The sequence below is a fragment of the Citrobacter sp. RHBSTW-00986 genome (assembly GCF_013783065.1).
In the GTDB taxonomy this organism is placed as follows: Bacteria; Pseudomonadota; Gammaproteobacteria; order Enterobacterales; family Enterobacteriaceae; genus Citrobacter; species Citrobacter braakii.
Map to the genome: position 1 here is coordinate 217,932 of NZ_CP056200.1, position 13,843 is coordinate 231,774.

General features: G+C 51.8%; 12 protein-coding genes. 5 read left to right on the plus strand and 7 right to left on the minus strand.

Annotation, left to right across the window (positions count from 1 at the left end):
• Positions 1-27: 27 nt before the first annotated feature.
• From HV345_RS01035 to HV345_RS01045, 3 genes are all read right to left on the minus strand, one after another.
• Positions 28-1,350, minus strand: coding sequence for an MFS transporter (locus HV345_RS01035; RefSeq protein ID WP_003023312.1), 1,323 nt, complete (start codon positions 1,348-1,350; stop codon positions 28-30).
• A 294-nt stretch (positions 1,351-1,644) separates the two neighbouring features.
• The gene (gene yhjD, locus HV345_RS01040; protein WP_016154892.1) at positions 1,645-2,673 is read right to left on the minus strand and encodes an inner membrane protein YhjD; all 1,029 of its coding nucleotides are present in this window, start codon (positions 2,671-2,673) and stop codon (positions 1,645-1,647) included.
• A gap of 47 nt (positions 2,674-2,720) precedes the next feature.
• Positions 2,721-3,620 carry a LysR family transcriptional regulator gene (locus tag HV345_RS01045; RefSeq protein WP_016157706.1) on the minus strand — a complete coding sequence of 300 codons (900 nt, stop codon included), beginning with the start codon at positions 3,618-3,620 and terminating at the stop codon, positions 2,721-2,723.
• A 119-nt stretch (positions 3,621-3,739) separates the two neighbouring features.
• On the opposite strand from HV345_RS01045, the gene HV345_RS01050 reads away from it, so the two are divergent.
• Positions 3,740-4,498, plus strand: a complete 759-nt coding sequence (locus HV345_RS01050; RefSeq protein ID WP_016157705.1) for an SDR family NAD(P)-dependent oxidoreductase — start codon at positions 3,740-3,742, stop codon at positions 4,496-4,498.
• A gap of 536 nt (positions 4,499-5,034) precedes the next feature.
• Positions 5,035-5,637 (plus strand): response regulator transcription factor, encoded by a 603-nt coding sequence (locus HV345_RS01055; protein ID WP_016154889.1) that lies wholly within the window; start codon positions 5,035-5,037, stop codon positions 5,635-5,637.
• 18 nt (positions 5,638-5,655) lie between these two features.
• Here the strand turns inward: HV345_RS01055 and HV345_RS01060 are convergent, their stop codons facing one another.
• Complete coding sequence (locus HV345_RS01060) at positions 5,656-6,006, minus strand: lysozyme (RefSeq protein ID WP_049042435.1); 351 nt, start codon at positions 6,004-6,006, stop codon at positions 5,656-5,658.
• 71 nt (positions 6,007-6,077) lie between these two features.
• Positions 6,078-6,632, minus strand: a complete 555-nt coding sequence (locus HV345_RS01065; RefSeq protein ID WP_181636167.1) for a GNAT family N-acetyltransferase — start codon at positions 6,630-6,632, stop codon at positions 6,078-6,080.
• Positions 6,633-6,799: 167 nt separating this feature from the next.
• Here HV345_RS01065 and HV345_RS01070 point away from each other — a divergent pair, with 167 nt between their 5' ends.
• Entirely contained in the window at positions 6,800-8,389 is a 1,590-nt protein-coding gene (locus tag HV345_RS01070) for an STY4199 family HEPN domain-containing protein (protein ID WP_181547142.1), read from the plus strand.
• Positions 8,390-8,416: 27 nt separating this feature from the next.
• On the opposite strand, the gene HV345_RS01075 is transcribed toward HV345_RS01070, so the two are convergent.
• On the minus strand, positions 8,417-10,066 hold the full coding sequence (locus tag HV345_RS01075) for an alpha,alpha-trehalase (RefSeq protein ID WP_047501376.1): 1,650 nt from the start codon (positions 10,064-10,066) through the stop codon (positions 8,417-8,419).
• Between the two features lie 425 nt (positions 10,067-10,491).
• On the opposite strand from HV345_RS01075, the gene HV345_RS01080 reads away from it, so the two are divergent.
• Positions 10,492-11,886, plus strand: coding sequence for a cytochrome-c peroxidase (locus tag HV345_RS01080; RefSeq protein ID WP_137352436.1), 1,395 nt, complete (start codon positions 10,492-10,494; stop codon positions 11,884-11,886).
• A 381-nt stretch (positions 11,887-12,267) separates the two neighbouring features.
• The gene (gene dinQ, locus HV345_RS01085; protein ID WP_003837776.1) at positions 12,268-12,351 is read left to right on the plus strand and encodes a damage-inducible type I toxin DinQ; all 84 of its coding nucleotides are present in this window, start codon (positions 12,268-12,270) and stop codon (positions 12,349-12,351) included.
• Between the two features lie 66 nt (positions 12,352-12,417).
• On the opposite strand, the gene gorA is transcribed toward dinQ, so the two are convergent.
• On the minus strand, positions 12,418-13,770 hold the full coding sequence (gorA, locus tag HV345_RS01090; protein WP_046274489.1) for a glutathione-disulfide reductase: 1,353 nt from the start codon (positions 13,768-13,770) through the stop codon (positions 12,418-12,420).
• Positions 13,771-13,843: the final 73 nt, after the last annotated feature.

Here is a 13,843-nt window from a genome sequence, read left to right on the forward strand (position 1 = left end):
CCGCAGACGGTGGTTACAGCCAAAGAATCACAATGACTGATGGCGGGTTTCGTGGGTTAACAGCAGCGCAATCAGCGTTAACGCCGCCATTGATGCCAGATACGTACCGACCGCCGCCAGGCCGTAATTCGCCTGCAGCCATGCGGCAATGTAAGGGGCAACGGAAGCACCAAGAATCGATGAAACGTTGTACGAGAACGACGCCCCCGTGTAGCGCACTTCGGTCGGGAACAGCTCCGGCAATAGCGCGCCCATCGGACCAAATGTCAAACCCATCAGGCTCAAACCAAGCAACAGGAAGGCGAACACCAGCACCGGATTGCCAGAGCCGAGCAGCGGTTTAAAGGCAAACAGCGCAAACAGAATAATAAGCGTGGTGATGATGAGCATGCTCTTGCGACGACCAAACGCATCGGCCAGCAGGCCCGCCACCGGCACCATGACGCCAAAGCCAATAACCGCCATCATCAGCATCCACAACACTTCATTACGCGGCAGGCCAAGCCCTACAGGCGCCGCGGCGGTGCTGAACGTCATGGAATAGACGGTCATGATATAGAACAGCGTATAGGTCGCCAGCATGATGAACGTGCCGAGGATCGTCACGCGGACATGTTTTGTCAGCAGGGTACCCAGCGGGATTTTCACCTGTTTTTTCGCCGCAGCTACTTTGGCAAAGACCGGGGATTCATGCAGCGAAACGCGAACGTACAGACCGATAATCACCAGCACCGCAGAGAAGATGAACGGTACGCGCCAGCCCCAGCTCATAAACTGCTCGTCGGTCAGCAGCCAGGAGAGCAGCAGGAAAGTGCCGTTGGCGAAGAAGAAGCCGATAGGTGCGCCCAACTGCGGGAATGATCCGTACAGCGCGCGTTTACGCGGCGGTGCGTTTTCCGTCGCCAGTAACGCCGCGCCGCCCCATTCACCGCCCAGTCCTAAACCCTGACCAAAACGCGCCAGCGCCAGCAGCAGCGGGGCGAAAATACCGATAGTTTCATAGCCCGGCAGCAGGCCAATGACAACCGTCGAGATCCCCATAGTGAGCAGTGAGGCAACCAGCGTGACTTTACGCCCTACGCGATCGCCAAAATGCCCGAACACAGCAGAACCGATAGGCCGTGCCACAAAGGCGATAGCAAAGGTGGCAAGGGACTGCAGCGTTGCCGCGGTCGGATCCCCCTGCGGGAAGAAGATATGGGGGAACACGATCACCGCGGCGGTGGCGTAGATATAGAAGTCGAAGAACTCAATGGCAGTGCCAATGAGTGAGGCGACGACGACTTTATTGCGCGAGTTGACCGGGGTGTGTTCCTGTTCGTTGTCGAGCGTTGTGGCTGTTGCTTGCATAATATTTTCTTATTTTTGGTCGAACGAAAGGTCATATTACGCACAGCAAAAGAGACATTTCAATCTGTAACAAACCTTGCGATTGGTCAAAAACAGAGCAAAAAGGGGATAATTTTTAGGCTGGAGATTTCACTTCCATGAAATGCTTCACATAATTTAAAACTTGGATGATAAAACTGGTTTTTGGTTAAACAAAAGTTACGGGCTGGATTTTAATTCTGATAATGCGCAGAATTTCGACGTAAGCATTGGGTTGGCCGGATAAGCGCAGCGTTATCCGGCAGTTAACAAAGATTAGCGGTGGGTTTTCCCCGGCATTCGCGGGTCGTCTTTGTACTCTGCTGTGGCAATCCAGGCAGCGCAAAACAGAGTCAGACGGGCGAAGAAGTAGAAGAACGCCATCAAGCCAAGTACGGAACCAAACGCCGCGCCTGATGGCGATTGCACCAGTGATGGCAGCGTGTACGTCATGATCATTTTGATGACTTCAAACCCCAATGCTGCGATAAACGTGCCGCGAATGAGCGCTTTTTTGCGCGGTCGGTGACGCGGTAGCCGCCAGAAAATCCAGAAGAACAGCAAGTAGTTGGCGAAAATAGAGATGGTCAGGCCGATCAGCCGCCAGGCGGGCTTCAGCCATTCGATGCCGTCGAGATACAGCGCAGAGATAATCATCTGCTGGGCGGAACCGGCGATGGAGGTAATGGACAGCGTAACAATCAGCGCAATCAGTAAGCCAATCAATGAGACAAAATCACGCAGATATTTGACCCAAATTTTTTCCTGATCCTGTGGGGTCCGCTCCCAGACATCCCGCGACTGGGCACGAATAGCTTCGCGCAGGTTTCCCATCCAGTTAATTCCGGAATAGAGCGCGATGGCAAGACCCACCAGACCGACGGTGGTTCGTTGCTGAACGGCGGTATTGATGGTGTTTTTCAGCGTGGAGGCGAGCGTCGGATCGCTGACGTTGAGCAGGATTTTGCTGAAGATATCCTGCAACAGCGTAGGGTGCGAAGCGAGAATAAAACCCGCGGCGGCAAACGACACCATCAGGATAGGGATCATCGACAGAAACGAGAAGTAGGTAATGGCGGCGCCAAACTGATTTCCCATACGATCGTTAAATCTCTCCGCGGCGCGAATCAGATGGGCAATCATGGGCTGGCGTTGAATTTTATCGGCGAAGGTCAGGGCGGTTTTCAGCGCCTGGTTGGTCTTACCGTTGGTTTCTGTATTTTTACGCTCCAGGGTCTCAATTTTTGGGATTGGTGCGTGCTCAAGTTCCTGAATGGGGCGTTTAATCTCTTTTTCCTGCGTCATCAGGGCAGTAATCCTTGTTCTGTTCATTCTCAGGACAGTATAGCTTGTCAGTCCACATAGTCTTTCATCACGCCGGTCAGCCATTCCATAAACAGATGTACGCGGCGGGAGAGGTTACGGCGATGCGGATAGAGCAATGAAACCGGTAATGGTTCGGCGCGATATTGCGGCAATACTTCAATCAGCGTACCGGCGCGCAGGGCATCACGCACGCCCACGCGCGGTACCTGAATAATGCCCAGACCGGCAAGACATGCCGCATGATACGTTTCGGTACTGTTCACCGTCAGCATGCCGCCGGTTTTAACCCATTTAGCACCGTTGTCTGTCGCCACTTCAAAGCCTTGCGCACGAGTTCCCAAATTGACTGAGTAGTGCACCACCGCATGCGAGGCTAAATCCTCCAGGCTTTCCGGATAACCAAAGCGGGCGAGGTATTGCGGGCTGGCGCAGTTAATCTGCGTGAGTTTCCCGAGCGGGCGCGCAATCAGCCCTGAATCTTTCAGCGTCCCCACGCGTACCACACAGTCGAAGCCTTCGCGGATCAAGTCCACCAGGCGGTCGCTGCTGCTAAGTTCGAGCTCAAGCCCCGGATACTGATGCAAGAAGGCCGGTAAGCGGGGCATCACCAGATTTCTCGCCACACCAACCGGCATATCGACGCGCAGCTTGCCGCTGATGCTGGCCGGGTCGTGATGGAATAGCCCATCCAGTTCATCGAGATTGCTCAACAAATCTTTCGCTCGTTCGTAATAGATCATGCCGTCTTGCGTGAGCTGAACGCGGCGGGTTGTGCGGTGCAACAACTGAGTGCCCAGATGATTTTCCAGGGCCTGGATTTGACGCGATACGCTACCTTTAGGAAGTCCGAGGGTGTCTGCCGCGCGCGAAAAGCTCTCCAGTTCTGCGACGCGGATGAACAACTGCATTGCGTGAATTTTATCCATTCTCATGCCCTATTGTTGTTCTAAATGAAACAGTAATGCGCAGTAAGCGGTATTTATTGTTTTTCTACCACCTAATAAGCTTTGTCTCAATATTCACAACACCTGAAATGAGGTTTCTTATGACGCAACGTATCGCATTGGTGACCGGCGGCGGCCGTGGACTCGGTAAAAACGCGGCGCTAAAGCTGGCGAGTAAAGGCATTGGTGTCATCCTGACGTGGAACAGCAATGAAAAAGAAGCGCAGCAGGTTGTGGATGAAATTCGCCAATCTGGCGGTAAAGCTGCAGCATTACCGTTGAACGTCGGAAATATTTCCACTTTCCCTCAGTTTGTCAAACAGGTGCAGGAAACCCTACAAACGCACTGGCAAAGCGACACCTTTGATTATTTATTGAACAATGCCGGAGTTGGCATTAACGCACCGTATCCGGCGTTCACTGAAGCGCAATTTGACCAGCTTTTGGACATCCATTTTAAAGGACCTTTTTTCCTGACACAGAACTTGCTGGCGTTGATCAACAACGGCGGACGCATTCTTAATGTCTCGACCGGATTGTCGCGCTTTGCGCTACCGGGTTACAGCGCTTACGCTGCCATGAAAGGGGCGATGGAGGTGTTAACCCGTTACCAGGCGAAGGAGCTGGGAGAGCGCGGCATTACGGCGAATATTATTGCGCCTGGGGCAATCGAGACGGATTTTAGCGGCGGAAACGTGCGGGATAATGCGCAATTGAATGCCTACATTGCATCGCAGACGGCGCTGGGGCGTGTTGGGTTACCGGACGATATTGGCGACGCCATTGCTGCGTTGCTCAGCGATGAGCTGGCCTGGATGACGGCACAGCGTATCGAAGTCTCTGGCGGGATGTTCCTGTAATCGACCGCCTCTTACTTAGCCTTTTGAGCAATCGAAAACCGGCGCGCCATCAGAAGTCAAAATATAACTGGTGGCGTTAGCCGGTATTATTTGGAATCTGATACCGCGGAAAGAGATCGGGGATAAACGTTCTGAAGAGTTCATTCTTCTTCGGGAGTGGATTTGTTGTATCAGAAACTATGATCACCTCCCCATTCTCATGCCCGAATGATCATTTAATGCGATATTTTGTTTTGTAACATATTTGTCTGTTATCGTGAATTCCTTATTTTTAGCTAAGAATATAAACTCCGGGTTATTAATATTAGTAATCCAGTTTTGAACGTCAAATATTAAGGATTTTCTGAAAATTTGACCCCGATTTTGATCCTTTGTGTGATTCTTTGGTTTCAGCTGTAACTATTTATAACGTCTACTTCTTTCTTCTCCGTCTATCGGTAAAATGGCCTCCGCCAAATGGTGACTTCATATTTTGCCCCTCGGATAATACCCTTCCGCGTGTTAAGGCTAATATCTTATTCAGACGGAGATAAATAATGCAGTTAATAATGTTTGACAGGCAGTCAATATTTATTCATGGAATGAATGTAATTTTGCAAGAGCGTATTCCAGGAGTGAATGTTCAGGGTGTCAGTCAGGCAGATGATCTTTGGCGGACGCTGGAAGACAATCCTGATGCACTGGTAATGCTGGATGGAGATTTTGACGCTGAATTCTGCCGTAGCTTGCTGCAACAGATAGCAGAGCGCTTTGCGAAGGTAAAAGTGCTGGTAACCGCAACGGACTGCCGTAAAAAATGGCTACAGGAAGTCACGCAATTAAACGTGCTGGCCATTGTTCCGCGCGATTCTGATGCGGAAACCTTCACGCTGGCACTCAATAGCGTCGCGATAGGTATGATGTTTATCCCCAGAGATTGCATCACAGCGACCGAATGTGGCGGGCAAAATATCAGATTGCTCAGCGCGCGTCAGCGGGAGATTCTGACGATGCTGGCCGCCGGAGAATCTAATAAACAAATTGGTCGATTATTAAATATCAGCACTGGAACGGTAAAAGCCCATCTTGAATCGCTGTATCAGCGCCTGGAGGTAAAAAACCGTACGCAGGCGGCAATGATGCTAAACGACACCCTATAATGGGAAAATATTTCACAGTCAGACTGTTTCTGGCTGTGAAATAGCCCCCGGCCAGAATTCAGCACTGCAAAACCGGCTAATCCCCACGCTGAGCATCCATGCAATTAACGCTTCCTGTTGAAACCGATCTTGTATTTGCGGCATTTCCTTATGGATGAATGCCTCGCAGATATTTATATCCGCGAGCAGCAATGTTTCGGCCTGCATCAGCATAATTGGGGCATCAAAGGATTCATCTGCGGTGATTTCGTGCCCGTAGCCAATGACCCAGATCCCCTTTTTGTCCTGATACTTTTCTAGCGACAGGCCCTGCCATTGCTTAATAAATGCGATACAGGCGGGCGTGAACTGCGTCGAATGTAGCGGCATAATAATCTCTGTACAAAAAGACCTATTTTAAGAAACACACCCCGTTACGCCAGCCGCCATCCAGCCATTTTTTACAGCAAAACGCCTGATGGCGCGGGCGGCTGATATTCATGTTTTAACAGGCCGAAAATCCAGTCATCATACCAGGTTTGATGTAGCCAGTAGCTTTCTCGCAGCGTGCCTTCGAGAATGAACCCGACCTTTTCCAGTAGACGCCGTGAGGCATCGTTTCCTGCGGTGACGCAGGCCGTCAGTCGGCGTAGTCCTCCGGCGGTAAACGCATAATCGCAAACGGCATGCAGGGATTCAGCGCCATAACCTTTGCCCTGCGCCTCGGGAGTGAGCAGAAAGCCGACCTCGGCACATTCATTTTTATCCTGAATATATCCGGTTACCCCAAGCGGTACGCCCGATGCCTTATCGCACAGGACCAGGCACAGCCAGTGTGGACTGCCGGGAGACCATTCAGGCAAGCGGGAGTCAAAGACTGTCCGTATCTCCTCTTCGGTACGCGAGTCAGCGACAAAGCGCATCACATCTGCGTTCTGCTGTAACGTTAAGAAAAACGCCCAGTCGTCATGTGTGAGCGGGCGGCAGATCAAACGCGAGGTTTTCAGTACAGGCACAGGCTTATCTCCAGAATAATTTTCAATGATTGTGTGGAAGTCACTGTAAAACATATTTATTTGCTATATGAATGTGTTTTAGTCTGTGGCGGCACAGCGCTGCATTTAAAAAAGATAACTACACACCATTGTGAGGCCGCACTTTTTGGGTCCTTTTAGGGAAGATAATGACCAATAGCGCGTTACAGGCGACATGTACACCATTCGAACATTGTTTGGGGATAATCCGGCAGGCCTCAGTAGAAATTTTACTGATGCTTGGCGTGCGCGTCGCAGAGGGTAAAGATCCACGCTGGTTTCTCGAGCAGCTTGACCAGGCGCGATTGAATCTGGGAGGTTGGGGCGTTGTCGCCAGGCGGTTGCAGATGAATGACGCGCAATTGAGTCAGTTCACGTTGCGGCTACGCCATCTTCAGCAGAGCGTGCCGCAATATGAAAATGGCCAGGACGTCAGTGAAAACCAGCTGATTTCTGCGCTGCGCTTTGTCGCTTCTCTGGAACAGTTGCGCCAGCAACAGCCCCTCCTGAAGTATCCAACCGAGATTGAACGTGCAGAGCCGGATGCGCAGATGCGGGCGCAGCGTCAGCTTCGCGCAATAGAATTAACCCTCAAATCGCTGATTGCGCGGGTATGGCCGGATCAACATCCGCTCAACAGCTTCCTGAAACAGCACTTTGGCGGTGAACGTCTGCGTCGCTGGTTAAAGCTGGGGGAAAGTCGGGATGCGCTGGACGGCATGATGTTTAGCGAACTGGCGCTGATGGTTGTCGATAAGAAGTTATTCGTTCGGCATTTTAGCGAGATTTTTAACGATACCTCGGTACTCATGTCGTTTGTTGAGCCACGTATCACGCTGAGGATGTTCCTGGATGACTGCCGCCTGGCCCGTAACTGCGTTATCGCGCAGCAGCCGCTAACCTCAGTACAACTGCTGTTGCTGGATTGTCAGTACCGACAGATTACTCACCCTGTGCAGCGGGCATTTGAAGAACGGCGTACGCGCATTAATCCTGCGTCGTATATGGAGTCCGATGAGGCGACGGTTCGCCAGTTTTGGGAAAACGCAAAGCAAAAAGACGAGCAGGCAGGGGGCGATAAACAGGAAATCGCAGACAGTATCGATCCGCCGGAGAAACGGGCCAGGCGCACGGCGGAAGAACGTGAACAGCTGATTTCCGGCATGTTGTGGGTAGCGGTCGGCGTGATGGTGCTGGTGATTTCGCTGGGCGCGTTCTGGTTATTCACTTCGCCAGCGCCACAAGCGTCTTCCGGGCAATCCGTTGAAATCGTGCAGGAGGAGCCACGGCGTGATGCCCCTGGTGCGCGGGAGTCGGTGACCCGAATGGGCATCACCTGGGATGCCTTTAACATGCGCGCGGCTATCGAGCGCAACGACACCCGTGTGACGTCACTTTTCCTACAGGGCGGGATGGACTGGAAGCTGGCGTGGACGGAGCAGGCATTCTCGGCAGGCAATACCGAGGTGTTGAGGCTGCTGCTGCGTTACCCTTCGCAGATGAGTGAGAGTAAGCCATGTCGGCAGTTTATGACCACGGTCAGCCATGCGATGGCGAATGGGGCGTCACTCACATCGCTGCATAAAAGCTATCTGCAAAGTTTTTGCTCGGTGCCGGCGGTTGTCGCGCGTCAGCAGTATGACCTTGAACAGGCCGAGCTACGCGTTCGCGCGCAGCCAAGCCCAGAGAACAAGAAATGGCAAAAAATTCACGCCGAACTGTACGATGCGATTAACTGACGGTCTGATAATTCAGACCGTCAGCTGCTAGGGTTCGCCATACAGACCGATGAGTCGGCGCACCACGCCATTGGTCCAGCCAAAGCCGTCCTGCAACGGATATTCTCCGCCGCCGCCTTCGCGCGGCGCGGCGTCGGCGATGTGGTATTTTTCGATAAGCTTGTGGTGTTCCTGATAAAAGAGATTCACCGTTTTCAACCAGTTACGGGCGATTTCATCCCCTAGATGGTCGTCGCCGTAAAGTTTGAAACCTTGGATCGCCATCCACTGCAGCGGCGCCCAGCCGTTGGGTTTATCCCATTGCTCACCCGTTTCATGCTCTGTGGCTAAAATCCCTCCGGGGGTTAGCAGGCGACTGCGGACCGCATTGGCAAGTCGGTCGGCTTGTTCATGCGTTGCCATGCCGACATACAGCGGCACAATACTGGCGGCAGAGAACAGGGCCATTTGTTCGCGCCGCCAGTCGTAATCGCGATAGCAGCCGTTTTCGTCGTCCCAGAGATAGCGATTCACCGCATCGCGGCGGTCATTGGCTTTCTGGCGAAACTGCGCTTCAGTGTCTTTGTCGCCTTTCAGTGCGGAAATATTGGCGATAGTGCTCTCCAGCTTGTAGAGGAACGCGTTCAGGTCAATAGGGATGAACTGAGTGGTGCGTATGCTGGCAAGACGGCCTGCATCGCGTAGCCAGCGCGAGGAGTAATCCCAGCCGGAGGCCGCGCCCGCGCGCAAATCCCGATACACTTCATTGGGTGGGCGACCCGAATGCTTGGCGGTCTCGACGTCTTCAAGCCACGACTCATCGCGCGGCGTATCACGATCGTCCCAATAGCGGTTGAGCAGGGAGCCGTCCGACATTCTGATCACGTGACGGTAGGCCTGGTTGAGTACCAGGGAATCTGCGCCATCCATCCAGAACGCGTACTCCATTTTTAGATGATCAAGGTAACGACGCGCGCCGCGTACGCCATCCTCTTCAAACAGTTCGACCATCAGCGCAAAGACCGGCGGCTGCGAGCGACTCAGGTAGTAAGTACGGTTACCGTTCGGGATATGACCATAGTTTTCAATCATCCAGGCAAAGTTATCCGCCATACATTTCAGCAGATCTTCGCGACCGCTCTCCGCCAGACCCAGCATGGTGAAGTAGGAATCCCAGTAGTAGGTTTCACTAAAACGTCCGCCGGGCACAATATATGACTGCGGTAACGCCAGCAGCGAGGACCAGGGAATGTGGTCCTGTGGTTCGCGCGTCAGCACCGGCCACAGTTGATCGATATGCTCTTTCAGCGAATTTTCCGGGTCAGAAACATATTCACTGGAGGGCGTTTCCGGGAGCCAGAAGTGGTTCTCGACGAAGCGTCGCAGATCAAAGTCGCGGTGGCGTTTAACCTTGCGATAGCGGATCAAAATATCCAGCGGATCCATTTTCGGCGCACAGTCGGGGAAGGTTTTGCTATCGGCAAACAGTTTCGACGACTGAACGTGTTCGAACAGCTCGAGGTAACGATCGGCGGGAGTTAACGCATCTGAGGCGGGTAACCCTTCAATCATCTCTGGTTCAGGCTCCGCCTCAATCATTTCATCCAGCTTTAACTCGCACGGATCCATTTCATAAAGCAGATCGATGTCGATCGTCATTTCTTCAGAAGGGGCGTGGGGTAGTTTCTGGTTGAGCATAATGCGAAAGACCTCCGATGGACGTTGAAAGATTAAGGCTATTGCCCGCTCGTCAATTAAGCGTAGACATTCGCTTCGGTATCTGGTGAGTAAAGCGTGCGGTCGATCACATTTTAGTGCTGCGCAATATCCAAAAAATAAATCTATCCCAATGAAAATAATGAATAATTCCGAATTCTGCACAACCCGAGGATATTCCATTTTCAGAACATTCGATTGCAACGAGGTGTGAACACAACCTGGTAACGTTTAACTCTATAATAGGCACAGGCTATTCTATCGATAGTTCTCCTCCATGTAATTGCTTGATACTTATCAAAATAGTAATCCCCTCATTTCCTATGATGGTCAGGTCTGACAAAGACTGTCTATTAATTATTCTAATTTTCTGGGTCACAATAACTCACAACGGTGAGGGTAAAATAATGAAAATCATTACCCGTCTTACCGTGATTGCCATAGCTGGCGTCGCGATTTGTTATTTTGGATTATCCGGTTATGTGTGGTATCACGATAATCAACGGAGTAAACAGGCTGATGTTCAGGCCTCTACGCTGGAAGAAAATAATAAAGTACTAGGGTTCTTACGTGAAAAAGGATGCGATTATTGTCACACTCCTTCGGCTGAATTACCTTTCTATTCTTCTTTTCCCGTCGCTAAGCAGTTGATGAATTACGATATTCAACTGGGATACAAATCATTCAATCTGGAGGCCGTTCGTGCGGCGCTGGTCGCGGATAAACCCGTTTCGCAAAGCGATCTGAATAAAATTGAGTGGGTGATGCAGTACGAGACCATGCCGCCGACGCGTTATACCGCATTGCACTGGGCTGGCAAGGTAAGCGATGCGGAGCGAGCAGAGATCCTGGGCTGGATTGCGAAACAGCGTGAGCAGTACTACGCCAGTAACGATACTGCCACGCAGCATCGTAATGAACCTGTACAGCCGATACCGGAAAGCATCCCGACCGATGCCCGCAAAGTAGCGCTTGGTTTTACCCTTTACCATGACCCGCGTATTTCCGGCGACAGCACGATTTCTTGCGCGCACTGTCACGCCCTGAATGCGGGCGGCGTGGATGGCCGGAAAACGTCAATCGGTGTCGGCGGCGCGGTTGGCCCTATCAATGCGCCAACGGTATTTAACTCGGTCTTTAACGTTGAGCAATTCTGGGATGGCCGTGCGCCAACATTGCAGGCGCAGGCCGGTGGTCCACCATTGAACCCTATCGAAATGGCGTCTAAATCCTGGGATGAAATTATCCAGAAACTGGATAAGGATCCGCAACTTAAGCAAGAGTTCATTGCCGTTTATCCGCAGGGATTCAGTGGGGATAATATTACCGATGCGATTGCTGAGTTTGAGAAAACGCTGATTACGCCAAATTCGCCGTTTGATAAATGGCTGCGTGGTGATGAAGCGGCCTTAACCGCTCAGCAAAAACATGGCTATCAGTTGTTTAAAGATAATAAGTGCGCGACCTGTCATGGCGGTATTATTTTAGGCGGACGTTCATTTGAGCCATTGGGGCTGAAAAAGGACTTTAATTTCGGCGAGGTCACTGCTGCAGATATTGGCCGCATGAACGTCACCAATGAATTACGTGACAAGCTGCGTCAGAAAGTCCCTGGATTGCGTAACGTTGCGCTGACTGCGCCTTATTTCCATCGCGGTGATGTGCCTACGCTCGACGGCGCGGTAAAACTGATGCTGCGTTATCAGGTGGGTAAAGAACTGCCTCAGGAAGATATCGACGATATCGTGGCATTCCTCGAAAGCCTTAATGGGGTATATACACCGTATATGCAGGGTAAATAATTACTCTCTGGTCCAGATTCGGACGTAAAAAAACCGACTTCGCGTCGGTTTTTTTACGCTTCAGCCCGAGTTGGTGGTTCTGGCCGAAGTGAGAGTTCCATCATCTAACGCTTCAATCGTATTACCTTACCGGTAGTATTGCAAGAATACGCTGGTTGTTTTGATTAAAATAACTGTATACTTATCCAGTTAGCTCTGAAGCATTTTCATTCCGGACGCGCGCTAAACGCTTTCTAAGTCCTGATCGGCTGTACGGGTGGTGCCGTTGGCCGATGCTCTGGCCGGAGTGAGAGTTCCATCATCTAACACTGGGACATGCGCCGTGACAGGCAATGGATGAGTAAGCGGATGCATTCTCACTCCATCTGATGGAGAAAACGGGTGATTGATAAAGCAATCATCGTTCTGGGAGCGTTAATCGCGTTGCTGGAGCTGATCCGCTATCTGCTGCAACTGCTGAACTGATAGCGGAAACGTAACTAAGGGCAAAGAGCTAACCCCTCTTTGCCCTTTAACATTCCTGAAGCGCGATTAACGCATGGTCACGAACTCTTCAGATGCCGTTGGGTGAATGGCAACGGTGTTATCAAAGTCTTTCTTGGTTGCGCCCATTTTCAGAGCGACCGCGAAGCCTTGCAGCATTTCATCCATCCCAAAACCAATGCCGTGAATACCGACAATCTTCTCTTCCGGGCCGACGCAAACCAGCTTCATGCGGCACGGCTGACGGTGGGTGGTGACAGCGGTATACATCGCGGTAAACGATGATTTATACACTTTCACCTGATCATCGCCGTGCTGTTCGCGAGCCTGCTGCTCGGTCAGGCCCACGGTACCAATAGGCGGATGGCTGAAGACCACGGTCGGGATGTTGCTGTAGTCCAGATGTTCGTCCGGCTTATTGTTAAACAGACGCTCGGACAGACGACGGCCCGCGGCAACGGCAACCGGCGTCAGCTCAACGGCCCCGGTGTTATCGCCGACGGCATAAATACCCGGCACGCTGGTGTTCTGGAATTTATCAACGACGATGTAGCCTTTTTCGTTGGTTTTCACGCCAGTAACCGCCAAGTTGAAGTTGTCGGTGGCAGGTTCACGACCGATCGCCCAAATCAGGCAATCTACCGTTTCGCTACGACCATCTTCCAGTTGCAGGGTCAGGCTACCATCAGCGTTTTTAACGACCGCTTTTGGAATCGCGTGAGTATGCAGAGTCGGGCCTTCGGCGTTCATCACCTCAACGAGCGTGTCGACGATCATCGGGTCGAAGCTGCGCAGCGGCGCGTGTTTACGAACGAACAGATGCGTTTGTGCGCCCAGACCGTTAATTACGCCCGCCAGTTCAACGGCGATGTAGCCTGCGCCAACAACGGCCACGCGTTTTGGCAGCGCGGGCAGCTCAAAGAAACCGTCGGAGTCGATACCGTATTCCACACCCGGAATGCTTGGATGGCTCGGGCGACCACCGGTAGCAATCAAAATATGATCGGCAGTAATGGTTTCACCGTTCACTTCAATGGTTTTGGCATCCACAAAGCGGGCAAAGCCTTTAATCACATCGACATTATTTTTGCCCAGCACGTTGTCGTACGAGGTATGAATGCGATCAATATAAGCGGTACGCGTGGCGATCAGTTTATCCCAATCGAACTTATTGATGGTGGTGTCGAAACCGTAATCCGGCCCGTACATGTGGATTGCTTCACGGACCTGTGCGGCATGCCACATCACTTTTTTCGGTACGCAGCCAACGTTAACGCAGGTGCCGCCTAGCTCTTTGGCTTCAATCAGCGCGCATTTCTGGCCGTACATTGCTGCACGGTTAATGGAGGCAATACCGCCGCTGCCGCCGCCAATAGCGATGTAATCATAGTGCTTGGTCATGACCGCTCCTTCATGTTCATTGTAGGGCGGAGAAGCGTTACGCCATCCGCCAAAATATTCGCGATTGTATACC

Coding starts and splice junctions, on each gene's coding strand:
- HV345_RS01035 (WP_003023312.1), bottom strand. CDS start 1,350: ATGCAAGCAACAGCCACAACGCTCGACAACGAACAGGAACACACCCCG.
- yhjD (WP_016154892.1), bottom strand. CDS start 2,673: ATGACGCAGGAAAAAGAGATTAAACGCCCCATTCAGGAACTTGAGCAC.
- HV345_RS01045 (WP_016157706.1), bottom strand. CDS start 3,620: ATGGATAAAATTCACGCAATGCAGTTGTTCATCCGCGTCGCAGAACTG.
- HV345_RS01050 (WP_016157705.1), top strand. CDS start 3,740: ATGACGCAACGTATCGCATTGGTGACCGGCGGCGGCCGTGGACTCGGT.
- HV345_RS01055 (WP_016154889.1), top strand. CDS start 5,035: ATGCAGTTAATAATGTTTGACAGGCAGTCAATATTTATTCATGGAATG.
- HV345_RS01060 (WP_049042435.1), bottom strand. CDS start 6,006: ATGCCGCTACATTCGACGCAGTTCACGCCCGCCTGTATCGCATTTATT.
- HV345_RS01070 (WP_181547142.1), top strand. CDS start 6,800: ATGACCAATAGCGCGTTACAGGCGACATGTACACCATTCGAACATTGT.
- HV345_RS01075 (WP_047501376.1), bottom strand. CDS start 10,066: ATGCTCAACCAGAAACTACCCCACGCCCCTTCTGAAGAAATGACGATC.
- HV345_RS01080 (WP_137352436.1), top strand. CDS start 10,492: ATGAAAATCATTACCCGTCTTACCGTGATTGCCATAGCTGGCGTCGCG.
- gorA (WP_046274489.1), bottom strand. CDS start 13,770: ATGACCAAGCACTATGATTACATCGCTATTGGCGGCGGCAGCGGCGGT.